This window comes from Flavobacterium sp. PLA-DH12 (genome assembly GCF_059511845.1).
In genome coordinates this window covers 118,074-141,780 of record NZ_JCAMPD010000005.1, presented here as the reverse complement: position 1 = coordinate 141,780, position 23,707 = coordinate 118,074, and the positions used below count along the sequence as shown (strand labels likewise).

At 36.8% G+C, this 23,707-nt stretch carries 21 protein-coding genes and 1 tRNA gene; 9 read left to right on the top strand and 13 right to left on the bottom strand.

The genetic code is table 11. From position 1 onward, the window contains the following. Nucleotides 1–131: 131 nt before the first annotated feature. The 3 genes from AC5ZCW_RS11535 to AC5ZCW_RS11525 all read right to left on the bottom strand — a co-directional run bounded on the left by AC5ZCW_RS11535 (nucleotide 132) and on the right by AC5ZCW_RS11525 (nucleotide 1,270). Nucleotides 132–410 (bottom strand): hypothetical protein, encoded by a 279-nt coding sequence (locus tag AC5ZCW_RS11535; RefSeq protein WP_496119917.1) that lies wholly within the window; start codon nucleotides 408–410, stop codon nucleotides 132–134. 99 nt (nucleotides 411–509) lie between these two features. Continuing rightward, nucleotides 510–761: a hypothetical protein gene (locus AC5ZCW_RS11530; protein WP_078006066.1), complete on the bottom strand. Its 252-nt coding sequence runs from the start codon at nucleotides 759–761 to the stop codon at nucleotides 510–512. A gap of 101 nt (nucleotides 762–862) precedes the next feature. Continuing rightward, nucleotides 863–1,270 carry a helix-turn-helix domain-containing protein gene (locus tag AC5ZCW_RS11525; protein ID WP_496119915.1) on the bottom strand — a complete coding sequence of 136 codons (408 nt, stop codon included), beginning with the start codon at nucleotides 1,268–1,270 and terminating at the stop codon, nucleotides 863–865. A 173-nt stretch (nucleotides 1,271–1,443) separates the two neighbouring features. Here AC5ZCW_RS11525 and AC5ZCW_RS11520 point away from each other — a divergent pair, with 173 nt between their 5' ends. The 4 genes from AC5ZCW_RS11520 to AC5ZCW_RS11505 all read left to right on the top strand — a co-directional run bounded on the left by AC5ZCW_RS11520 (nucleotide 1,444) and on the right by AC5ZCW_RS11505 (nucleotide 4,050). Further along, nucleotides 1,444–2,310, top strand: a complete 867-nt coding sequence (locus AC5ZCW_RS11520) for a hypothetical protein (RefSeq protein ID WP_496119913.1) — start codon at nucleotides 1,444–1,446, stop codon at nucleotides 2,308–2,310. Nucleotides 2,311–2,318: 8 nt separating this feature from the next. Further along, entirely contained in the window at nucleotides 2,319–2,669 is a 351-nt protein-coding gene (locus AC5ZCW_RS11515; protein ID WP_496119911.1) for a hypothetical protein, read from the top strand. Between the two features lie 350 nt (nucleotides 2,670–3,019). After that, nucleotides 3,020–3,361 (top strand): hypothetical protein, encoded by a 342-nt coding sequence (locus AC5ZCW_RS11510; protein ID WP_496119909.1) that lies wholly within the window; start codon nucleotides 3,020–3,022, stop codon nucleotides 3,359–3,361. 533 nt (nucleotides 3,362–3,894) lie between these two features. Beyond that, on the top strand, nucleotides 3,895–4,050 hold the full coding sequence (locus tag AC5ZCW_RS11505) for a hypothetical protein (protein WP_496119907.1): 156 nt from the start codon (nucleotides 3,895–3,897) through the stop codon (nucleotides 4,048–4,050). A gap of 347 nt (nucleotides 4,051–4,397) precedes the next feature. Here the strand turns inward: AC5ZCW_RS11505 and AC5ZCW_RS11500 are convergent, their stop codons facing one another. Both AC5ZCW_RS11500 and AC5ZCW_RS11495 read right to left on the bottom strand, forming a co-directional pair. Further along, the gene (locus AC5ZCW_RS11500; RefSeq protein WP_496119905.1) at nucleotides 4,398–4,706 is read right to left on the bottom strand and encodes a DUF6922 domain-containing protein; all 309 of its coding nucleotides are present in this window, start codon (nucleotides 4,704–4,706) and stop codon (nucleotides 4,398–4,400) included. 40 nt (nucleotides 4,707–4,746) lie between these two features. Continuing rightward, nucleotides 4,747–5,439, bottom strand: a complete 693-nt coding sequence (locus tag AC5ZCW_RS11495; protein WP_496119903.1) for a nucleotidyl transferase AbiEii/AbiGii toxin family protein — start codon at nucleotides 5,437–5,439, stop codon at nucleotides 4,747–4,749. 221 nt (nucleotides 5,440–5,660) lie between these two features. On the opposite strand from AC5ZCW_RS11495, the gene mobA reads away from it, so the two are divergent. Together mobA and AC5ZCW_RS11485 are read left to right on the top strand one after the other, a co-directional pair. After that, nucleotides 5,661–6,098, top strand: coding sequence for a conjugal transfer protein MobA (gene mobA / locus AC5ZCW_RS11490; protein WP_496119901.1), 438 nt, complete (start codon nucleotides 5,661–5,663; stop codon nucleotides 6,096–6,098). Nucleotides 6,099–6,276: 178 nt separating this feature from the next. After that, nucleotides 6,277–6,492: a hypothetical protein gene (locus AC5ZCW_RS11485; RefSeq protein ID WP_496119899.1), complete on the top strand. Its 216-nt coding sequence runs from the start codon at nucleotides 6,277–6,279 to the stop codon at nucleotides 6,490–6,492. A gap of 101 nt (nucleotides 6,493–6,593) precedes the next feature. Here AC5ZCW_RS11485 and AC5ZCW_RS11480 read toward each other — a convergent pair whose 3' ends face one another. The 3 genes from AC5ZCW_RS11480 to AC5ZCW_RS11470 form a co-directional block, all read right to left on the bottom strand. Further along, nucleotides 6,594–6,872, bottom strand: coding sequence for a helix-turn-helix domain-containing protein (locus tag AC5ZCW_RS11480; RefSeq protein WP_496119897.1), 279 nt, complete (start codon nucleotides 6,870–6,872; stop codon nucleotides 6,594–6,596). A 220-nt stretch (nucleotides 6,873–7,092) separates the two neighbouring features. Beyond that, entirely contained in the window at nucleotides 7,093–8,337 is a 1,245-nt protein-coding gene (locus tag AC5ZCW_RS11475; protein WP_496119895.1) for a site-specific integrase, read from the bottom strand. A 299-nt stretch (nucleotides 8,338–8,636) separates the two neighbouring features. After that, nucleotides 8,637–8,711 (bottom strand) — tRNA-Pro (locus AC5ZCW_RS11470). Nucleotides 8,712–8,887: 176 nt separating this feature from the next. Between AC5ZCW_RS11470 and trxB the strand changes: the two genes are divergently transcribed. Continuing rightward, complete coding sequence (gene trxB / locus AC5ZCW_RS11465; protein WP_177212190.1) at nucleotides 8,888–9,835, top strand: thioredoxin-disulfide reductase; 948 nt, start codon at nucleotides 8,888–8,890, stop codon at nucleotides 9,833–9,835. A gap of 132 nt (nucleotides 9,836–9,967) precedes the next feature. Here the strand turns inward: trxB and AC5ZCW_RS11460 are convergent, their stop codons facing one another. The 5 genes from AC5ZCW_RS11460 to AC5ZCW_RS11440 all read right to left on the bottom strand — a co-directional run bounded on the left by AC5ZCW_RS11460 (nucleotide 9,968) and on the right by AC5ZCW_RS11440 (nucleotide 14,343). Beyond that, a complete protein-coding gene (locus AC5ZCW_RS11460) occupies nucleotides 9,968–10,828 on the bottom strand; it encodes a GIN domain-containing protein (RefSeq protein ID WP_496119893.1) in 861 nt (286 codons plus the stop codon). Nucleotides 10,829–10,911: 83 nt separating this feature from the next. Then, a complete protein-coding gene (locus AC5ZCW_RS11455; protein ID WP_496119891.1) occupies nucleotides 10,912–11,646 on the bottom strand; it encodes a head GIN domain-containing protein in 735 nt (244 codons plus the stop codon). 3 nt (nucleotides 11,647–11,649) lie between these two features. Continuing rightward, nucleotides 11,650–13,401: a PspC domain-containing protein gene (locus AC5ZCW_RS11450; RefSeq protein WP_496119889.1), complete on the bottom strand. Its 1,752-nt coding sequence runs from the start codon at nucleotides 13,399–13,401 to the stop codon at nucleotides 11,650–11,652. A 3-nt stretch (nucleotides 13,402–13,404) separates the two neighbouring features. Then, the gene (locus AC5ZCW_RS11445; RefSeq protein WP_008464689.1) at nucleotides 13,405–13,737 is read right to left on the bottom strand and encodes a PadR family transcriptional regulator; all 333 of its coding nucleotides are present in this window, start codon (nucleotides 13,735–13,737) and stop codon (nucleotides 13,405–13,407) included. A gap of 126 nt (nucleotides 13,738–13,863) precedes the next feature. Further along, a complete protein-coding gene (locus tag AC5ZCW_RS11440) occupies nucleotides 13,864–14,343 on the bottom strand; it encodes a DUF4870 domain-containing protein (RefSeq protein WP_496119887.1) in 480 nt (159 codons plus the stop codon). Between the two features lie 229 nt (nucleotides 14,344–14,572). On the opposite strand from AC5ZCW_RS11440, the gene AC5ZCW_RS11435 reads away from it, so the two are divergent. Continuing rightward, complete coding sequence (locus AC5ZCW_RS11435) at nucleotides 14,573–15,025, top strand: DUF4442 domain-containing protein (RefSeq protein ID WP_496119885.1); 453 nt, start codon at nucleotides 14,573–14,575, stop codon at nucleotides 15,023–15,025. Nucleotides 15,026–15,537: 512 nt separating this feature from the next. Then, nucleotides 15,538–23,697, top strand: coding sequence for a T9SS type B sorting domain-containing protein (locus AC5ZCW_RS11430; RefSeq protein WP_496119883.1), 8,160 nt, complete (start codon nucleotides 15,538–15,540; stop codon nucleotides 23,695–23,697). Nucleotides 23,698–23,707 lie beyond the last annotated feature (10 nt).

Sequence of the window (23,707 nt, the reverse complement as noted above, 5' to 3'; positions counted from 1 at the left end):
TCGTTTCTTTTGTCTTTTAGTAAGCCTAGAATGCTTTTACCTTAGCATTTCAAATTAAGTAATGAAAATAAAATATATGCCAGACAAAAAATGAAAATAAATTCAGATGTATATTTAGAACTCTTTATTGTTTAAATTCCTTTGTAAATTCTCCTTTTCTTTTTTTGTTTAAATAGTTTCGAAACATAATCATTTATTTTTTCTCCACGGAGCAGAATATCTATTAAATTTTCTTTCACAAAATCTCTTGATTCAAGATTTTGAAAGTTCTCAGAATTTGTTGCAATAGAATTTTGATGCTTTCTTTCAGATGCAAGAATGTTCATGGGACAGCTTTCCTGAATTCCTTTTGCACTAAATTCTTTTCCTAAACTACTTCCGTTAAAAATGGATTTGGGTTTTGTGGTCAACGTAAGTTATTCCGTACAGCTGTCCTTTGTCCATAAGGCTAAATGTTTTTTATTTAAGTTTATATTTTGGTAATAAGTAATTTCAAAACAAGAGATTAATTAATCTTTCAGGAGTGTTACAATATCTGTTACATTATTAGCAGATATAAAATCTAACACAAAATTTTCAGCTTCTTTTTTATGATCTGGTGAAGTGGTAAAAGTATTTAAGTGAAAATCTTCGTTTTCATCGGCTATGTGGATAATTTCAGTATAGCCTCTGGAAATTAAAGTCCCTTTCAGTTTTAATACTTTAAGCTCTTTATCTCTTTCAATTTCTTTTTTTACCCTTAGCTTAATTGTTTTATTCATGGCATTTATTTGGTATTGTAAAATAGTTGAACAAATAATTTTAAAACAAAAAAGAGACTCGAAAGCCTCTTTTTGGAATTAATATATCTTTTATAAAAGCATTATTTTGCTTTTAGCAGTTTTTCCAAATACTCGACTTTATCTTTTTCGGCCTGAACCAAACGTTCGTAAAGCTTGATCTGCTGTTCGTGAGATTCGATTAGTTTATCTAATGGATTAAAATTGCATAGATTATTTGCAAAAGTATTATTGCCTGAATCATTAAAAGTGTTAAAATAATTAAACACACCTTCTTCTGAAAAATTCTTGATCGCTTCCACGCTTACTCCCAAAGCCTTTGCCACTTCGATCAGTTTTTCTTCTTCTACCGTTTCGCTGTTTTCCATAATAGAAATCGCCTGCTGATTTGTTCCCATAGCCTGTGCCAGTGCTTCCTGTTTCATGTCTTTCAGTTCACGGATACGGCTGATTTTACGCCCCATGTGATTTGGTTTTGTTGATGTAGTCATAGCTCAAAGATAATATTTAAGAATAAAAAAGTAAGTCTGCTGTATGATATAGAAATTTTATTGTACGGTATGATACAAAATGATACGGTACAGTACGACTAATCACTTACTTGGCTGTGTGTTAAACAAAAATACAATTTTTCACACAAGTATTAACTAAAAAAAGTAAAATTATGAAAACAATTGAAATTTCACAGCAAAAAGAAGTAATTGAAGCAATTACGGAGCACATCAAGACATCAGCAGTTTATTGTTTCGGCAGTAACAATAATGCTTACAGCTCAAGTAGAAAGGTTTATCCCGATCATGGGATACGCAAAGATCATGTCCATTTGTACCTTTTGGTTTTTGTATCGGAAACTATAGAGAATGCAAGCAATGATATAAGCGATAAGTTAAAAACGAAGACTCAAGGGGCTTTGACTGCAACTATTCTTCTTCACCATGTGCAGAGCCTGAAAAGCCTAGGTCAAGACCAACAGTTTTTCTTCTGGCAGATCATGCAGAATGCAGAACTTTTATTTCAGGACATAAACAATCCTCCATATTTAAACATCAGCGAAACCCCAAAACGAAGCTTAAAACTGACATCAAACTATGCTGTAAACAGGAGCAATATTGCAATTACAATCTGGGACTTGGTTTACAATGATGATGATGCTTCAAATTCGTATGAGTTGAAAATGTTTGGACTTCATCAGATAGTGGAGCAGACCTGCCTTTCCATGATCCGTGTTTTTACAGGCTACACCCCGAGCCATTTTGCAATGGAGCATCTGTTCAGCCTCTGCGAATACTTTTCAAGCATTACTGCAGATTTCTTTCCACGCCAGAGCAAGGAAGACAGAGCAATGTTCAATCTGCTTAAACAGCAGTCCAACGTACTGCGTTTCGCCAAGGCTAACGATGTTGATTATCTCTATTACCAGCTTATGGAAGAAAGATGCGGGAAATTTAGAAAGCAGGCTAATATTCTGATTCAAGATCAGCTTGACAGGCTTGAGAAAGCCGAAAAGGAAGAACCTGAGAAAATAAAATAGCAGAAATCATGGAAACAAATGAAACCAAAACAGCGGGTGAATTTGTCAAAGAGCTGACAGAGAGTTTCTTTTTCAGAACCCTGACCCCGCAGAAAGACAAAGAAGGCATTTATTATGCAAGCCTAAAATTTACAAGCTACATCAATCTGATGTTTACCGTACAGGATCTTCTGAAAATAGCCCTCCACACGCTTGAGAATTCCGATCTTGAAAACTCCAGCCAGATTCAGGATCCCGCTTTTCATCTTACAAGCGTTTTGGAAATTGCATTACAGCTTCTGCCATGCTCCGAATCCGAAGGGCTTGATAAACTGCACAAGCTTTATTTGGAGATCAATAAGGAAAATGACAACGGATAATCTCTGGAAATTATGAAAAAGAATAAAATAACTTTCGAAACAAGATTCTGGGCAGGGTTCAGAACGGGAAACCCATTCAGCGCATTAGAAGAAGTTCTTGATTTTGCCCATCTTGATTATTATAAACAGAACCTAACCCAAGCGGTCCTTCACTGTTATAAGGGTAAAGTATACAAGCAGGAAACTCCCTGCAACGTTTTTGTTTTTTACACAGCTGTGTGTTCGTTTGTCAGAGTTTGCTACTGATTAAAAAAAAATAAAAAAAATGAGCCTGAGTACAGATCATGCAGAATAATGACATTACTGCATTATTTCGGACATGATCGATTTTAACTGATAAATATATTGATATGGAAAAAAATAAAATCAAATTAAGGGATATGGTTGAGAATCCAGAGCAATATTTTGTAATGCTCAAGCCAGCGTCAAAAACAAGAAAAGGTATATACAATCTCAACATAAATGTTAAGGGGTATTCTGATCTTTTTATCATGATTATGGATCTGCTTAAAGCAGGAATGCTGGCTTTAGAGGGAATTGAAATAAGTGAGAACAATCACAGGCAGACTGAACGATACGTTTACAGCCTTCTTAAAGTGATTGAAATGCTGATTCCTTTGGAAGAGGGTGATCTGCTGGACATCCTCCACAGGAAATATTTAAAGCAGAATAAAAAAAGCAGTGCGGACTGATTTTTCTGTGTTAGTAATTTAAAAAAACGCCGACTTCGGAGGCGTTTTCCAGCCCCGCAGGGCAAGTTGTTTTGAGATGCTGAATTCATTTCAAGCATCTCAAAACACAACTTGCAGTTGTCTGGCGACAACATTTTCAGCAATGGATTTTAATGGAAAGGGCTTGATGCCCTTTTTTTTATAATGGACATAAGCCGGTTTATTTTAACAATCTGCAGAATATACAGTCCTGTGGAGCAAAGCCTGCGAGAGGGGCTTTTTTGCTTAAGTGGTGCGGTACATTAGTACAAATTATGCATTATGAAAATATACACGCAGGCAGGCACGCGGATATTCAAGCAGTCCTCCAGTCCTGCACTCAAGCATTCAAGCCTGCAGATATTCCTGCAATCATGCATTCACGCAATCATGTATTTAAGTATTCATGCAGGCAGGTTTTTATGCAGTCATGTGTGCCTTTCTGCAGTCAGGCATTGATTTGAGCAGTCAGGCAGTCCTGCAGGTGCTGATGCATTCATGCAAATAGTGAAGCCATGCCAATAAGAAAAAATATTTTTCCAAAGAAAACAGAAAAAGGGAAAAAAGAAAAAGAAAGCAATCCAAAAGGACGGGATGCAGGCAGGACAAAAGGAAACGGAATAAGTCCCGAAGGGTGTTTTGGGAGGCACGAGCAAAACATTATGCCGTAGTCTTTTGGACAGCCTGATCCAGCACGTCCTATCTTGGTTTTCTTTTTATTGTTCTATTGATGAAAAATACAAATAACAATCAGCAGATAAATAATTGCTTGTAAGCAGATGATTTTGCGGAAATTTTGTAATTGCTGTCTTTCGCAGATATTTGGATATTGTAGAGAGCTTTTAAAACAAATGTTTTAAGCCTGTAATATATTATTAGGATAAACGTTTAAAAGCAGACGCCAAATGGCGGATAGTAAACATAAAATGGAAGATTATGTTTATGGACATGCCCTCCAGTCTGCAGTGAAGTGATTAATCATTGCGGAAAGAGGGCTTAATTTATTTAAGAAGCAGTACTAAATCCAGTGATAAGGCTTGTCCTTGCGGTTCAGATAGCAGTACATCTCATCCTTTTTGAGTTCTGGAAAGAATTTAAGTGCATCTTCAATGGCATAGTTGGGTAGGAAGTAAATCTCTTCACGCAGAGCTTTTATTACTTTTTCACGGCCGTAAAAGCGGACGATCTCGTCAATTTCATTCTGCCCCCCGCGCTCTACGATACGTGCAATGACGGCAAGATAGGCTTTCTGCCAATCCAAGCTGTCAATTCTTGTATCCCAAAAGAATTTGGGATGAAGGCTGGGTATCTGTCTGCGGGTTTTCATACTATAAATTTAGTGATTTTTATTGTTTTAAGCAATCTTTTTACCTTCTAAAACCCCTTCCTTTCTTGGAATTATCAATTTTATTATCCTGACTCTTAACACTAAATATGTGTTCTGGATCTGCTGCAGCTTTCTTTAGACGCTCGGACATCTTTGCCCAGCTTTTCTGTTTCCCTTCGACCATTGAAACATCAAATTCTTTATTGATATTTCCAAAATAGCCCAGAGCATGTTTTGCCCAGAAGACATTTCCGTCGTATTTTTTTTCATAAGCCTGAAGATAGAACTTCAGCGGATTTTCATCCAGAAGAAAATACATATCCACAAAATCTTTCAGCCTCTGTCCGCTTTGAAAAATGGCATGGAGTTTCATAGCTCCGATGTCTTCATTGGATATCAGGCGGATTCCTTCTTTGTTTTCTATAGGGTTCAGAAGAGGGTATTTATGTGTTACAATATCAACTTTGATATCATCAATATACGTCAGAACCGTGTTGTTGTACGTTCTGCTTTCTTTTTCATCTGTGCCATAAGCATCATGCAGATATTTGAGCATCAACTGCGGGTTAAAATCTTTTGTTGTAAAAAGATCAATATCAACCGATAAGCGGTGCCCCAATTTTAAAGACAGTGCAGTGCCTCCAACCAGTACATATTCTTTCAATTTTTCATCCTTCATCAGCTTTTGCAGAAGTTCCCACATCTGACTGCTGACTGTTTCTTTGTAGAGCATAATTGTATGTTTTCAGAAAAATTAATCCTGAAAACAGCCTGCTTCTTAAGAGTGTCTGCCGATGGCTTTATTTGGCTGAGGATGTCCAATACTAAGATTAAAGACCATATTTGGAGAATGTAAGCCAAAGGCTTCCAAATAATTCCACATAATTCCAAATCGGGGGTTGACTGCCAATTATCAGATATATTGGGCTTAAGCAATTCCATTAAAGTTGAGCCATGGAAAATGAAGAGAAAAAGAACCCGCACAAAGGAGGCAGACCTTCCAAAACAGATCCTGCAGTGCACCGCTATTCCATCAGCCTTACTGCAGAGGAAAATGCACGTTTCCTGACGCTCTTTGAAGCATCAGGAATGCATGTAATGGCGCATTTTATCACAGCCTGCATTTTTCAAAAGGGAATTAAAATAGTCAGGATCGATAAAGCCACAATGGATTATTATATGCGCCTGACCTCTTTTTACAGCCAGTTTAGGGCTTTCGGGGTAAATTACAATCAAGTCGTAAAGCTTTTATATCAGAAATTTTCTGAAAAGAAGGCGTCAGCATTTCTGTACAGACTGGAAAAGCAGACAATCGAATTGGCTGTGCTGTCCAAAAAAATCATAGAGATCACGCAGGAGTTTGAGGAAAAACACCTGAAAAAAGACTATTGATTTTAAAGCAAAAGCCTCAAGAGCAGTAGATCTGCAATAGTATTGATACAATTCAATTTATGAAACATAATTTTTAGTGTACCATATATAAAGAATTGATAAGATAAATGCCTAAGATTTTATTAATTGTTTGTCTAAAGTTTGCAGGTAGTAAAAATAAATTATTAAAAGAAGAATCATGGCAGATAGAAATTTGGTAAAGTCACAGGCTGAAAGTCGAGATATAAGACCCGAACAAAAAGAAAGCAATTTTTGCGATCAGAAACAAAAAGCTGAAAAATTAACTATTGAAGAATTAAGAAGCTGTAAAGGTTTTGAAACAGTATCAGAATCGGAGGGAGAAGATATAATTGAAAGCCTTTTTAGGTTAGCAGTAATAGTTTACAATTTTTAAACTAAATTTATGAGTATTGAATGCAGTGATTTAGTGGCTCGAAAGATTCACAAGAAAAGATTTTGTAAAATTATTGGAAGAATATAAATCAGAATCTCAATTTACTTAGTATTTCTTACACCGTCCATCAGTTTTTGGATATCGTCATAGCGGTAATACATAAGCCCGCCAATTTTATTGTAGGGGAGAGTGCCGTTTACTCTAAGATTCTGAAGCGTTCCAGCCGAAATATTGAGAAGTTTACGAACCTCATAACTTTTAAGCCATACGCGGGTTTCCTCGCCTTTCTTGCGAGGGTATTGTTGATATCGCTGGATTTCTTCGAGTAAGTCTTTTTTAAACTTTTCAAGGTCATCTCTTGTAATAAGATCTACATTCATAATACTCAGTTTTACATTAATATGTCATCACCATATTAGTATTGGCTTCAGGTCAAAACAAAATAAAAGTATAGTAGCATTAGAAAGCACAAATGTGTTCTGTTTGGCAGGCATTTGCTCTTTTTTTCTGCTAAAAAAAATCATGACTAAATCAAAATACATTAAACCAATAGAAAGGCAGTCGCTAATTTAGACTGCCTTTATCAAAATACCCAAGCTTTCAATCGTCTAATAAATGAGTAGACATCTGCTGTTTGAGTTTGTGCATATCCTCGCTGAGTTTTTGTTCAACCACCTTAGCATAGATTTGAGTGGTACGGATACTTGTATGTCCGAGCATTTTAGATACACTCTCAATTGGTACACCGTTACTCAGGGTAACGGTTGTCGCAAAAGTATGCCGTGCGATATGAAAGGTTAGAGTTTTAGTTATTCCACTAATGTCAGCGATCTCTTTAAGGTATCCGTTCATTCGCTGGTTTGAAATTACTGGAAATACCGTGCCGTTATTCAGCGCCCGTGGATCATCACGGTATTTTTCCATTAAATCTGTCGCCTGAGGAAGTAAAGGCACATGTACTACTATGTCTGTCTTTGCCCTGCTTGTAGATATCCATAGGCCACCGTCTATACCTGTAACAATCTTGCTTGGGGTTAGTTCAGCGAGTTCAATATAAGAAAGGCCTGTATAACAGCTGAACAGAAACATATCCCGAACATTTCTCAGCCTTTCGATAGTAAATTCTTTATCTATCAGCGATGCAAGTTCTTTACCGTTTAATGAATGCCGTTCTACTTTATCAAAATGTTTTTTGAAGCTGGCAAAAGGATCTTTAGCAAGCCAATCGAGCTTGACAGCCATATTTATCATTTTTCGCAGCCTTTCAATATGCTTCATGATGCCGTTGTTATTAAGTTGCTTCTGGTGGTCTTTTGGAACATAATTAAATAGATAGCGTTCAAAATCCAGAATAAATTTGTGCTTAAGCTGCGAAAGGGCAATATCATTTCTGTAGAGTTTCTCCCTCAGGAATGTTTTTATATACCGTTGCGTGGTATGGTAATTCTTCATGGTTCCCGGAGCAAGTTTATGCATCTGCTGTTCATTATGATATTCCATCAGTGCCATTAGAGTTGGAGCTGTGCTATCTGTGCCCATTACCCGCTCGCGTATCGCAGTGCCGTCTATAGCATCATCATTCAGCAGCATCTGCTGATAGGTATTTATGATTTTTGCCTTGAACTGGCTGAGAAAAATGTTGAGTTCAGTAATTTCTTTGCGGTTTCCCTTAGCCATGCCTTTTCTTTCATCCCATTCGGCTGCCTTAACGGAGCGCTTGACTGAAATCTCAGTTCGTCTTCCATTTACCGTTACTCGGGCACAGATAGGAGCCGAACCTTGGATCGTGGTTTTTTGGGTCTTTAGGTAAAAGAGGACCCCGAATGTAATTCCTGCTGTTTTCATATCTCAAAAATTTAATGTTTCAGATCAATTGCACATTAAATGGGTCTCAAGAAAGCTCGATTTTCTTTTGAAAAACTGCATGATTTGAGTAGCATAAAATGTTAAAATTTTAGCATAACTGATTGATTTTTAAAATATTAAAATGAATTATGGGGCCTAAAGGTAAAAAAAGAAAAAGGGTAGCCGAATAGGTCCCATTTTCTTTGATATAACTTGAATATTTTGGAGTTGAATAAAAAGAAAAACCCCTTAAATCATACGATTTAAGGGGTTTTGACTGCCTTTGAAAGGTCTTCTAGTCGGGGTGGCAGGATTCGAACCTGCGGCCTCCTGCTCCCAAAGCAGGCGCGATAACCGGGCTACGCTACACCCCGAAGATGTAATTTTGTTGTAGTGCCCGAAAGCGGATGCAAAGATATAAATAATTTTGATTTGTAAAAGGAAAAAATGAAAATAAATAAAACTTATTTTGATATAGCTATTTCAGATTTATTTTCGGCGTTATTTTTTATAATAAAGTTTACATTTGCAACTCAAAAAAACTATTACTATGTCAAATACAATCGAAAAAATTAAATGCCTTATTATAGGTTCTGGCCCTGCAGGTTATACTGCGGCTATTTATGCGGCTAGAGCTAACATGAATCCAGTATTATATCAAGGAATGCAGCCTGGTGGTCAATTGACTACAACTAATGAGGTTGAAAACTTTCCTGGTTATGTTGATGGAGTGACAGGACCAGAAATGATGATTCAGTTACAGGAACAAGCAAAACGTTTTGGGGCAGATATTCGTGATGGATGGGCTACAAAAGTTGATTTTTCTGGAGATATTCATAAAGTTTGGATTAACGATACAATCGAATTACACTGCGAAACTGTAATTATTTCGACAGGTGCTTCGGCTAAATATTTAGGATTACCATCAGAACAGCACTATTTAAATATGGGTGGTGGAGTTTCTGCATGTGCTGTCTGCGACGGATTCTTCTACAGAAACCAAGAGGTTGTGATTGTTGGAGCAGGAGATTCTGCATGCGAAGAAGCTCATTATTTATCTAAGCTTTGCAAAAAAGTAACCATGTTAGTTAGAAGCGAAAAATTCAGAGCTTCTAAAATTATGGAAGAACGTGTTCGTAAAACAGAAAACATCGAGATTTTAATGAATCATGATACAGTTGAAGTTTTAGGTGATAACAATGTAGTTCATGCTATTAAAGCTTTAAATAAAACAACTGGCGAAACAATCGAAATTCCTGCAACTGGTTTCTTCGTGGCAATTGGCCACAAACCAAATACAGATATCTTTAAAGATTATATTACTCTTGATGAAACAGGATATATTGTAAATACTCCAGGTACATCTAAAACAAATGTTGAAGGTGTATTCGTAGCGGGAGATGCTGCAGATCATGTATACCGTCAGGCAATTACTGCTGCTGGAACAGGATGTATGGCGGCTTTGGATGCTGAAAGATATTTGGCTTCAAAGGAATAAGTTAAAAAGTTTCAAGTTTCAGGTTTCAAGTTGTTGTAAAGCTGAAATCTTTTGTAATAAAAAATCCCAGTCTAAAATTTTAGACTGGGATTTTTCTTTTTCGTTATATTGATTTTTTAAACTTTAAAAAGCTTACAATGTTGCTGCTTTTGGCTTTGCTGCACCTGGTTTTTTTATCAGTTTTGCTTCTTCGCTAAAGCGTGTAAGTTCTATTTTTGGATCACCATATAATGAAATTTCAGACTTGTCTCCAGCTGCTATTGCAATAGTCGTATCAGCTAAAATTGTAGCAACGGCAGAACCTTCAGCTGTAATATTTGCATCTTTCAAAGTAAATTTTGTTCCTGTAAACACAGAATTATTGTCTAAGCGAATAGTTGCTTTTTCGGCAATTCCTTCAATTGCTGCGGTTGCTTTTTGATATAAATCACATTTGAATTTTATTGCAGAAACCAATGTTTTAACGCCAGCATATTTACTCAATTGCAAACTTCCGTCCTCTGCTTTTAAGTTTAATTCTGTTCTAGACTTATCATCGGCAATTAAAGTAAATTTCTTTGCATTTACATTCAAATACAATTTAGAAAAATCAAGGCAATTCATTGTAATGTCATCCAATTGCAATTCTTGAATAGCATACACTACTGCTTCATTTTTAGTGATTACTTTATTTAATGTTTTAGTATAAGTAACTTTTACAGATAGTTTCTTGAAAATAGTAGATTCTTTATTGGTATATAAGCGAAGTGTTTTTTCTCTTAAATCCATTCCTACAATATCGTGCAGGTTATCATCGGCTTCAATTTTAATTTCGTTTTTCTCTCCTTGTTCCAAATAAACTTCTAGGTTATCATCGACTTCAAGGGCATCAAAACTTCCAACTTCTTTTATTGAGGTAGTTACAATTTTAGAACCTTTAATTTTTTCTCTTTTTTGAGCGAAAGTCAGAGTCGTAACAAATAATAATAGGAGTAGGGCTGTACTTTTTTTCATTAATTCTAGATTTGATTTTGACAAATATAAAAAAATCATCCACTTTTGGTGAATGATTTCGTTTATATTTAACAGTTATGATTTTAGCTTTTACTTACACTTCCTCCAGATGTTGCAGATTTTTCAATTGTTTTTGGAGTACCACTATAATTGATGTTTCCGCCGCTAGAAGCATCTGCTTTTAGGCTTAAGATTGGGCGTACAGAAACTGTTCCACCGCTAGAAGCATCTGCGTGAATGTCATTAGCCATTAATTTTTCTGCATCAATACTTCCTCCGCTTGAAACCGAAGTCGTAAGGCTTAAAGCTTTTCCTTCTATATCTATAGAACTCCCGCTTCCGGCATCTATTGCAATTCTGTCCGATTCGATTTTAACATCCATAGATGCTGCACTCGAAGCTTCTAAAGTAATGTCTTCACCCTGAACAAGTCCGTTGGTTTCAACAGTTGAAGCACTTGAAGCTTCAATTTTATGAACAACAGGCATTTTTACTGTTACTGTTTTTGATGTAATGTTACGGAAAGAGCTGTATTTGCATTCAATAATAAGCGTTCCATTTTCTACTTTAGTAACAATTTCTTTTTGAAGATTGTCATCAGCTTCAACCGTGATTTCTGTAGCATCAGATTGTACAATGACCAAATCGATAGCATTACTTACAGAGATGTTTTTAAATTCTCCTTGAACATTTCTTTTTTCTGTTGTAACATTTCCGCTTCCTTCAATTGCATTCATGTTAAAATTACATGAGGCAAATAATAAGGCCGTAACAGTCGCAATTATAAATTTCGTAATATGAATGATTATTTTTATCATGGTTTAGTTAGTTTTGATTACAACTCCGTTTTTATCAATAGTTAGTTTTCCTTTTTTTCCGTTTAAAACTTCTTTTCCATTAATTTTAACCGAAACTTCTTTTATAGTATCATTGGTGCTGCCAGTATTGTTTTCATAGTCATTTTCGTTGTCGTTCTCATAATCATTTTCATAATCGTTGTCATTGTCCTCATCAGCAGGACAGTTTAAACATTTTACTTTAGATCCGATAACTTTGTAATTGTAATCTCCTTTGTAATTCAGTTCAAAGAAATTGTCATCTGAGTTATAGTAATCTCTAACTGAAGAATCTGGTTTAACTAATTGCCCTTCTGGTAAGTAAAGATAGATGTCAACTTCTTGCCCTCTAAATTTATTTTTTACATCTGTCAGAAAATAGTTATCCAAAATTAAATGATTTCCACTAATTTGAAACTTATAACTAATTTTTTCTGCTCTTTTTTTAGCGTTTGTAAAAGAGTTTCCTCTTGCGCTTTTTTCGATCTGAATGAACGGAGCTGATTCATCTGTATGTAATACATGTAAACGTACATCGTTAGAATAAATCAATTCGTTGTTTGCAGAATCTTGAACAAACTCAAACTCTCTATAGTGGTTCAGGCTTTTTGTATAGTAATCGTTATACTTGAACTTAATGTATAAAGTATCAGCAGGTTTGATTGCCAGAACTTTTTTCTCTACTACTTTATTGTCATAAGAAATTTCAGTTGCCTGTTTGATTCCGATGCTAGTAAGAATTGCGATAGAAATAATCCAAAGAGCTAAAAGCGTGTATTTTGTAATATTTCCGATTGATTTTAAATTTGGAGATAACAGTTTAAATCCTAATAATGTTAAGAAGAAAAACGGAATTCCAACAGCAAAGAACATTAACAATCCGAATGACCAAAGAGGATATTCTGTAAAGTTTCCGGCTTCAACAAAATTCTGCCAAGGGAAATCGATAAAAATATTAGTTCCTAAAGTAAATACGCCAATCAATAACATGATTAAAGTAGAAATCCCTGATATAATTAGAATTACTCCTAAAAATTTAGCAAAGATTTTAAAAACCGTCATGACAAAGTCTCCAAATGAACTACTTATTCTCCCAGCTCCCGACTTTACCTGGTTTCCCATTTTGTCATAATCTGCATTTTTGAATTTTTCAGAAAGTGAATCAATTTCTTCGCGAACTTTTTTTTCGATGTTCGAAATAGTCACTGGTTCTCCTGTCATTTCCAATTTTTCAGAAGTTGTTACCGCTTCAGGAGTTACAATCCAAAGAACGAAGTAAGCTAAAATTCCCGTTCCAAAACCTGCAAAAACGAAGATTAAGAATATGATTTTAATCCAAACCGCGTCAATTCCAAAGTAATGTCCTAAACCTGTCGCTACACCGCCAATCATACCATTTTCTTTGTCACGATATAATTTTTTGTGTTTTCTTGCAGTATAGTTATTGAAAGATTGATTTGCATTTTCTTCGTCTTCAATTCTATAATCTTCTGGCTGTCCCATCACTGCAATCACTTCGTCAACATCTTTCAGTCCAACAACATGTTTTTCGCTTTTTTGTTTTTCTGTCAGTAATTCAGAAACACGCATTTCGATGTCTTTAATAATTTCATCCTGACCAGATGAGTTGTTAAGTGATCGTTTTATAGCGTCAAAATAGCGTGTCAATTTTAAGTATGCATCTTCATCGATGTGAAAAAACATCCCGCCTAAGTTAATATTTACTGTTTTGTTCATGACTTATTGATTTTGATTGGTGATTAGATTTACGGCGTCGGATAATTCTGTCCAAGTGCCGCTAAGTTCGTTTAAAAATGTTTGTCCTATTTCGGTTAATCCATAATATTTTCGTGGTGGCCCAGAGGTCGATTCTTCCCAGCGATAATTAAGTAAACCATCGTTTTTTAATCTAGTTAACAACGGGTAAACGGTTCCTTCTACAACTAGTAATTTTGCGTTTTTTAAAGTGTCTAATATTTCAGATGTATATGCGTCTTTTTCTTTTAATACAGATAAGATGCAAAACTCAAGAACACCTTTGCGCATCTGTGCTTTTGTGTTTTCAATGTTCATAATTTCATTTTGTTTTTTTTTGATTGAACAATTCGTTTTTTGATTGATGATGATTTGATTGATGATTGATTTCGAAACTTATATGATTTGATTGATGTTTCGACTATAACTTTTAATTTTTCAATGTCACTTTATAAAAGGAATCGTAATCGGATATTTGTATAATTCTCCATTTGAAGCTTTTATAGAAGCATAGATTACTAAAAAGAATTCAACAAATTTTAATAATCCGAAAAGGATAACAGCTGTAATTCCGATACTTAGCAGTCCAATGTTTCCTTCGAAGTTAAAATTTCTTATTACAAGATTCTCATTGTACATGAATGCTTCGATTGGGATATTTTGTAAAACTACTGATATAAAAATCGGTATTGCAATTAGTGCTAAAATCAAAGAATAAAGCAAAATACTCAATTGAAAGTTCAATACTTGTTTTCCATGATGATCCACAAATTCAGACTTGTCTTTATAATTTGTCCAAATGATTAGTGGAAAAATATAGTTCCCAAACGGAATTATGTATTGGCTCAAAGTACTCAAATGAGTAAATGCTGCTGTATTCTTTTCTGATGTTTTTTCCATGATGAGTGGTGTTGTTGTTTCCATGATTAAAAGTATATAGTAATTTCTTATGCAAATATATGTCTAAAAGACAGTATCTTGTTTTGCATAGTACTAATTATTAACAAAAATTTAACAAATTTAAAACTGCTAAATATAGGTCAAAACATTGAAAATCATTTGAAAGTAGCATGTTTGTTGACTTCTTTTGATATGTAAAGAATTTATTGTGCATGCATAGTTTTTTTGTATTTTTACATAAAAAATATATTCTATGGCACTTTCGGTATCAAAACTTAATAAGTTTGTCTTTTTTAAACTTCCTTCAGCATACTTTTGCGGAGTTCGGGTAAAGGACATAAATGAGAATAGCTGTACAGTAACGGTAAAGCACAGGTGGATCAATCAGAATCCGTTTAACTCAATGTATTTTGCAGTTCAGGCTATGGCTGCTGAGCTGACGACAGGAGCTTTGGTGATTTCTCAGATTCAGCAAAGCGGCAGAAAAATTTCAATGTTAGTAGCCAACAATAAGGGAAACTTCACAAAAAAAGCGACTGGTAAAATAACATTTGTTTGCAATGACGGGCATTTGATCGCTGATGCTATAAAGAAAACAATAGAAACAGGAGAAGGGCAAACGTTTTGGATGAAATCTATCGGAACAAACGAAGAAGGTGTTCAAGTCTCAGAAATGGATTTTGAATGGAGTATTCGTGTGAAATAGTTATCCATTAAAACTTAAATCTGTTTATACAGAAAGAAAAGAGCAATAATTTTTTATTGCTCTTTTTGTTTTTATAAGTTTCATCTTTTTTGCTTTTCAAGCTAAATGATGAAAATAATTCGTAAGTTGTTTAATTTCAGTACATTTACACTAGAGAGTTGTTTTTTTTGCTAAAATCTTTCACACCTTTTTTCATACTCTCTTACTCACTACAAGCCTATATTAAATATAGTTTCTAAGCTTATAAAAACTATGTAGATTTTTTTGTAAGTTATTGTTTATGTTTTATGTTTTTTACGATTTTACTGCCTTTAGAAGGTATAAAGATGTCTTTATTTATTATTCTTTGGACGATTTGGGGTAAAACAAATCGTCAAATTGAAAAGAAATTTGCTGCGTCTAAAAATATTTGGGCAAAAGATAAACACTAAAAGCAAATACAAAGCCGTATAATTGATTTATAATACTTCGGGCTGTCCTAAATATTTGTTTTTAATAATACATAAAGTTTTATGAGAACAAAGACTACTCTATTTTTATTAATTGCTTTTATTGGTTTAACAAAGCTGTATTCTCAAACAATTACTGCTGTTGCCACGCCTTCAACCTGTGCCGCTAATGGAAAAATAGTTTTAACAGCATCTGGTATACCAGAGCCTATTATCTATGGTATTGCAAAGTCTCCTTACACAGCTGCAGATGTGATCAGTAGTACATCTCCAACTTTTTCCTTTTTAGAACCTGGCAATTATTATTATGGGTATTATAATGGGGCAAATTTTATTCCTTCTAGTTCGACCATTGCTGTTGCTAATCAATATAATACCACTTCACCTAGCTTTCCAGGATATTATGCCACCAGATATGCCTATTGTGGAGATACAGATCCATTAGGAAGGGTAAATGGTACATTATCGGGCGGAAACAAGCCATACAACGTAGAATTAATAAATTCAAGTAATGTCGTTGTACAGCAAAAACAAACCGTAGGATCATCGACAAGTGTAGTTTTTGACGGAGTTCCAGTAGGAACTTATACGCTAAGAGGGATAGATGCTTGTGGTACTGTTGTATATGCACCTAATACCGTAGTCGTACAGCCAAATGTGCTTTATACAGATTTTACTTTAGGAACCGTTAATCCACAGCCTACATCCTCTTACTTTAATGTAACGTACAATACTGCAGGAGATATTTGTTCAGGAATAGCATCGGCTTCTATTACTAATATAGCATTTATGACGGGGACAAATACCATAACAGATGTCACAACTCCAACCGGAGGTCCGTCATTTTATGGAGGAAGAAATCCTATTTACAAAGTAGAAATACAAAATGCATCTGGTGGTTATGATGTATATGATAATTTAACTCAATCGCAAGTAGGAACAAATAATAATTATGTACTTCCCAACGATCGTAGCAAATGGGGATTGATAAAGGTTTCGGTTACGATTTGCGGTATTACCAAAACGAATCAATTAGATTTAGGAGCTTACAATGAGTTCAGAATTAAACCTTTTACTTATACTGGTTTTTCAATTTATGATGACAGTGCTCCCGCTGCTTGTGTCCCACCAAGCCAAGTCGAAATCTGGACAAGTACTTATCAGTCAGGAGGCTGCCAGCCTATTACGTTGGATATTACAGAAAACGGAACTTCGAATACGCAACATTATGTACTTCCTCAAAATTTTAAATTTAAGGTTGATATAGGTAAAACGTATACAGTAGTAGTAAAAGACGGAACAGGAGCTTTATTGCCATCTTATTCCTTTAGAAACTACACTACTTCGACAACTGCAAAACCAATTCAGTCAGATCCTAACAATTTGTATATAGATCCAGCTTATTTTATGCCGAAGCTAACAAAGGATAAAATAACCTTTACAGATGGATTAAGCGGCAAGAATATTGGTAAATGTGCACTTGTAGTTAACAATTTAACAACCAGTCTTGGATTGGTAGCACCTGTTTATATTGAGACGGTTAGCGGACCTTCGGCTATAAATTTAGTAGTAACCCCAACAACAGGATCCTACAATATTGGTGTTGGAAATAATTTATTGCCAGGAACATATAAAATTAGAGTAAGAGATTCTCAGTGTTTTACGGCTGATTATGATCTTGTTTTAAGCAGTTATATTGTAAGTGTGCAGCTTCAAAATGTGACTTCTGTTCCTAGTCCAACAGCTTGCGATCGTTATATTAAAAAAGGAGAGCTTAAGATCACAGCAGTTGGAAATCCATTTGATACTTCAGGGCCACTACAAAGTGTTTATGGATATGATTATGCCTACCCTAGAATTCTCAGTGCACCTGCGGGTGCTAGTGTGTTTGTCAGTACTGATGGTAATTTTCTTCTTAAGGGTAATGTGGTAGTTCCTTTTACTTTTACAGCAGATTTGCCTGGTGATTATCAAATTACATTAAGTAGAAAAGGAGATAATCGTTTACTGCTTGCTTCAGAAGTATTCGAAAATACAATACCTGTCCCTTTAACAGTTACACAAGATTTTCCAGCCTTTGACATTTCGCAGTCAGGAGGAGTTATTTGTCCAGGAAATACAACAGGAAGTTTGACTGTGAAAATCAATAATGCAGTAGGATCAATAACTTATTACATAAAAAAAGATACCGATGCAGATTTTCCTGTTAGCGGTCAGACATCTACAGTTTTTACAGGACTAGCTGCCGGGAATTATGACATTAAAGCAAAAACGCTTTGTTATGAAGTGGTTCAATCTTTTAAATTAGCGACTCTTGCTCAATTAACAGATGTTATTTTTGGGGATAATAATTATTGTTCAGGTGCTTCACTGCATTTTTCGACAGCTGCCGTAGGTCCTGTTAGCAGTATAGTGTGGACTCTTCCTGATAACTCTACTGTTACGGCCAACACATTAAATATTCCTAATTTAACACCAGCAAATAATGGAGAATATAAAGTTGCTATTAATAGTACAGCAGGTTGTGTGGTTAACGGATCAACGATTGTAACCGTAAATGCTCTTCCAGAAGTGCAGATGCCAATTTTTAATGCTTTAAGCCCAAGTTTAATTTGTCAATCTGTTAGTGCACAACAATCTGATTATACTGCTACAGCAGTAAATGCTACAGCAATTAATTATAGCATTTCTCCTCCCGAAGCAGGAACAATTACAGCGGGCATAGTAAATTGGAATTCTTCCTTTAATGGTACAGCGGTTATTACTGCAATAGCAAGTGGCTGTGGTACTGACGAAACAGCTCATTTTACAGTTACTGTAAGTCCAAGAGCAGATGTTTCGGAAATTATTACTGAAGACAGGTCAATTTGTCCAAACGAAACAGGAATTCTTTTGGAAGCTTTAGCACCTAATATTTCAAATCCGATTTTTACATGGTATGATAGTAATTTAGCATCGGCATCTGTGTTAGCTGTCGATGATCATCTTGTAGTTAGTCCAACATCCACAACAACTTATTATGTTGGAGTTGAAGGTAGTGATCTTTGTGTAAACGAAGCCGGAAATCGTAAAGCGGTGACAGTGACAGTTAAGCCTTTGGCAACAGTTGCTGATATAGTGGTTTCAGACGAAACTATTTGTCAAGGAGAAACAGCGACCTTGACAGCCTCGAGTCCGTTAACGAATCCGATTTTTACATGGTATACAGATGCTGCTTTAGAAAATTTAATAAGCAATGTTGAATCAATAAATGTTAAACCAGATGTTACAACAACTTATTATGTTACAGTTGAAGGTGATGGGGTTTGTGCTCTGCCGCCACCAGCCAAGGCAGTAACAGTAACAGTGAATCAGTTGCCAGTTGCGGCAATTTCATATGATAGCAGTTCTTATTGTGACCGTGGTACAGCCACTGTAACCTTAACAGGAACAACAGGAGGAACTTTTAGCAGTGATGCAGGTTTAATAATGGATACGACAACAGGGGCAATTAATTTAGCTTCTTCTACAATAGGAGTTCATACAATTTCTTATGCCTTTAGTGACGGAACCTGCTCGAATACGGTTTCAGCAGTTATAACTATCAATGCTACAGTTTTACCAGCTGCTCTTTCCGATATAAATGAAGAATGCTCTGTAACGCCAATAGCACCAGAATTGACTGATCCATGTGCAGGAACAATAACAGCAACAACTCCAACAGTATTTCCAATAGTAACGCAGGGAGCATCAACTATAACTTGGACATTTGATTATGGAGGAGGCTATACCCAAACGGCAGTACAGAATGTAGCTATTAAGGATATCACCAAACCTGCAAAACCTGTTTTGGATCCTGTTACAGCGGAATGCGAAGTGGCTGCAATAGCACCTCCGACCACTACAGACAACTGCGTTGGAACGGTTATGGGAACCACTTTAGCGAGTTTCCCAATTACAGCGCAGGGCACAACAGAAGTCACTTGGACATTTGATGACGGGAACGGCAATATTGAAACAGCCATCCAAACAGTAAATATTAAAGACATCACAAAACCTGTAAAACCTATTTTGGATCCTGTTACAGCCGAATGCGAAGTGGCTGCAATAGCACCTCCGACCACTACAGACAACTGCGCTAGAACGGTTATAGGAACCACTTTAGCGAGTTTCCCAATTACAGCGCAGGGCACAACAGAAGTGACCTGGACATTTGATGACGGGAACGGCAATATTGAAACTGCGATTCAGGAAGTGGTCATTAAAGACATCACAAAACCCGTAAAGCCTATTTTGGATCCTGTTACAGCCGAGTGCGAAGTGGCTTCAATAGCTCCTCCAACCACTACAGACAACTGCGCTGGAACGGTTACGGGAAGCACTTTGGCAAATTTCCCAATCACGGCACAAGGCACAACAGAAGTGACCTGGACATTTGATGACGGTAACGGAAACATTGAAACGGCGATTCAGGAAGTGGTCATTAAAGACATCACAAAGCCTGCAAAACCTATTTTGGATCCTGTTACGGCGGAATGCGAAGTGGCTTCAATAACACCTCCGACCACTACAGACAACTGCGCTGGAACGGTTACGGGAACCACTTTGACTAATTTTCCAATCACGGCACAAGGCACAACAGAAGTGACCTGGACATTTGATGACGGAAACGGCAATATTGAAACTGCGGTTCAGGAAGTGATCATTAAAGACATCACAAAACCTGCAAAACCTGTTTTGGATCCTGTTACAGCGGAATGCGAAGTGGCTTCAATAGCACCTCCGACCACTACAGACAACTGCGCTGGAACGGTTATGGGAACCACTTTAGCGAGTTTCCCAATTACAGCGCAGGGCACAACAGAAGTCACTTGGACATTTGATGACGGGAACGGAAATATTGAAACTGCGGTTCAGCAAGTGGTCATTAAAGACATCACCAAACCTGCAAAACCTATTTTAGATCCTGTTACAGCGGAATGCGAAGTGGCTTCAATAGCACCTCCGACCACTACAGACAACTGCGCTGGAACGGTTATAGGAACCACTTTAGCGAGTTTCCCAATTACAGCACAGGGCACAACAGAAGTGGCCTGGACATTTGATGACGGGAACGGCAATATTGAAACTGCGATTCAGGAAGTGGTCATTAAAGACATCACAAAACCCGTAAAGCCTATTTTGGATCCTGTTACAGCCGAGTGCGAAGTGGCTTCGATAACACCTCCGACCACTACAGACAACTGCGCTGGAACGGTTACGGGAACCACTTTGACTAGTTTCCCAATTACAGCGCAGGGCACAACAGAAGTGGCCTGGACATTTGATGACGGTAACGGAAACATTGAAACGGCGATTCAGGAAGTGGTCATTAAAGACATCACCAAACCTGCAAAACCTATTTTGGATCCTGTTACAGCCGAATGCGAAGTGGCTTCAATAGCTCCTCCAACCACTACAGACAACTGCGCTGGAACGGTTACGGGAAGCACTTTGGCAAATTTCCCAATCACGGCACAAGGCACAACAGAAGTGACCTGGACATTTAATGACGGAAACGGCAATATTGAAACTGCGGTTCAGGAAGTAATTATTAAAGACATCACCAAACCTGCAAAACCTATTTTGGATCCTGTTACAGCCGAATGCGAAGTGGCTTCAATAGCTCCTCCAACCACTACAGACAACTGCGCTGGAACGGTTACGGGAACCACTTTGACTAGTTTCCCAATCACGGCACAAGGCACAACAGAAGTGACCTGGACATTTGATGACGGAAACGGCAATATTGAAACTGCGGTTCAGGAAGTGGTCATTAAAGACATCACAAAGCCTGCAAAACCTATTTTGGATCCTGTTACAGCCGAATGCGAAGTGGCTTCAATAGCTCCTCCAACCATTACAGACAACTGCGCTGGAACGGTTACGGGAACCACTTTGGCAAATTTCCCAATCACGGCACAAGGCACAACAGAAGTGACCTGGACATTTAATGACGGAAACGGCAATATTGAGACAGCCATCCAAACTGTAAATATTAAAGACATCACAAAACCGGCCAAACCAGTTTTGGATCCTGTCAACGCAGAATGTGAAGTGGCTGCAATAACACCTCCGACCACGACAGACAACTGCGCGGGAACGGTTACAGGAACTACTTTAGCGAGTTTTCCAATTACAGCACAGGGCACAACAGAAGTGGCCTGGACATTTGATGACGGGAACGGCAATATTGAGACAGCCATCCAAACTGTAAATATTAAAGACATCACAAAACCTGCAAAACCTATTTTAGATCCTGTTACAGCCGAATGCGAAGTGGCTGCAATAGCACCTCCGACAACGACAGACAACTGCGCGGGAACGGTTACAGGAACTACTTTAGCGAGTTTTCCAATTACAGCGCAGGGCACAACAGAAGTGACCTGGACATTTGATGACGGGAATGGCAATATTGAAACGGCGGTGCAGGAAGTGGTCATTAAAGACATCACCAAACCTGCAAAACCTATTTTGGATCCTGTTACAGCCGAATGCGAAGTGGCTTCAATAGCTCCTCCAACCACTACAGACAACTGCGCTGGAACGGTTACGGGAACCACTTTGGCAAATTTCCCAATCACGGCGCAGGGCACAACAGAAGTGACCTGGACATTTAATGACGGAAACGGCAATATTGAAACTGCGGTTCAGGAAGTAATTATTAAAGACATCACCAAACCTGCAAAACCTATTTTGGATCCTGTTACAGCCGAATGCGAAGTGGCTTCAATAGCTCCTCCAACCACTACAGACAACTGCGCTGGAACGGTTACGGGAACCACTTTGACTAGTTTCCCAATTACAATGCAGGGCACAACAGAAGTGACCTGGACATTTGATGACGGGAACGGAAACATTGAAACTGCTGTTCAGAATGTTATTATTAAAGATGTTACAGCGCCTGTAGCGCCTGTTTTGGTAGATATTACAGATCAATGTTCTGTAACTTTAGAGGCACCAACTGCAGTTGATAATTGCGCGGGAATTATTACTGGAACAACAATAACGACGTTTCCAGTGACTGAAACAGGAACAACATTGGTAATCTGGACATTTAATGACGGAAATGGAAATATTTCTACTGCCGAACAGAAAATAGTTATTAATACAATTGCATTAGAAGAAGCAGAAAAAGCAACTTGTTTGACCAATAAACCCGAATATATAGTTACTTTATCGGTATCTGGAAAAGCACCATTTACAGTTGTAGGAACAGGTGCTCCAGGAACGTGGTCGGGTAATAATTGGACTTCACATGTTATAAGTGGTGGTACAGATTATAATGTAAATATACAAGATCAGTACAAATGTAACACTCTGAATGTAGCAGGTGTTTCACCTAATTGCTGTGTTTTTGATGTTGTTTGCCCGACTTTCCCAGCTCAAACTGTTTCTTGTGCTGATGAATTGCCAACAGCAACGAGTTTAACAATTGCTCAGTTTGAAGCATTAGGAAATAGAAATGGAAAAATCACCAATAATTGTGGAATTATTGATATTACAGTAGAAAATAGTCAGAATCAAGGATGTAATACTAATATAGTACGAACTTATACTATTACGGAGTATGCAGATGATAACAATAATGGTATACATGATGCAGGAGAAAATACAGTTTTAAACAGCTCGATATGTACAGAGATTATTACACTAAATGATACAACTGCACCTGTTTTTACAGAAGCTTTGCCGCCAGCTGTTATAAATTCTGACTGTGACAGTATTCCTGCTCCAGTAGTTCTTACAGCAACCGATAATTGCAGTAGTGCTACAGTAATGTATACTGAAGAAAAAACGGACGGTGATTGTAGCGGTAGATATTCGTTAGAAAGAACTTGGACAGCAGTCGATGAATGTGGTAATAAAAATGTATTTACCCAAAAGGTTAATGTTTCTTGTATGGAAACAGTTTACAATGCTTTGTCTCCAAATGGAGATGGAATTAATGATACTTTTGTGATTAAGAATATTGATTGTTTTCCAAACAATACTGTGGAGATTTATAACCGTTATGGAGTATTGATTTACAGTAAAAAAGGATATGATAATGTTACCGATCCTTTTGACGGATTTTCTTCTGGACGTGCTACTGTCTTAAAGAAAGACATGATTCCTACTGGAACTTATTTCTACATTTTAGAATATGAAGATAACGGGAAACAAATTAAGAAATCGGGGTATTTATATGTAAGTACTCAATAATGTTTAAAAC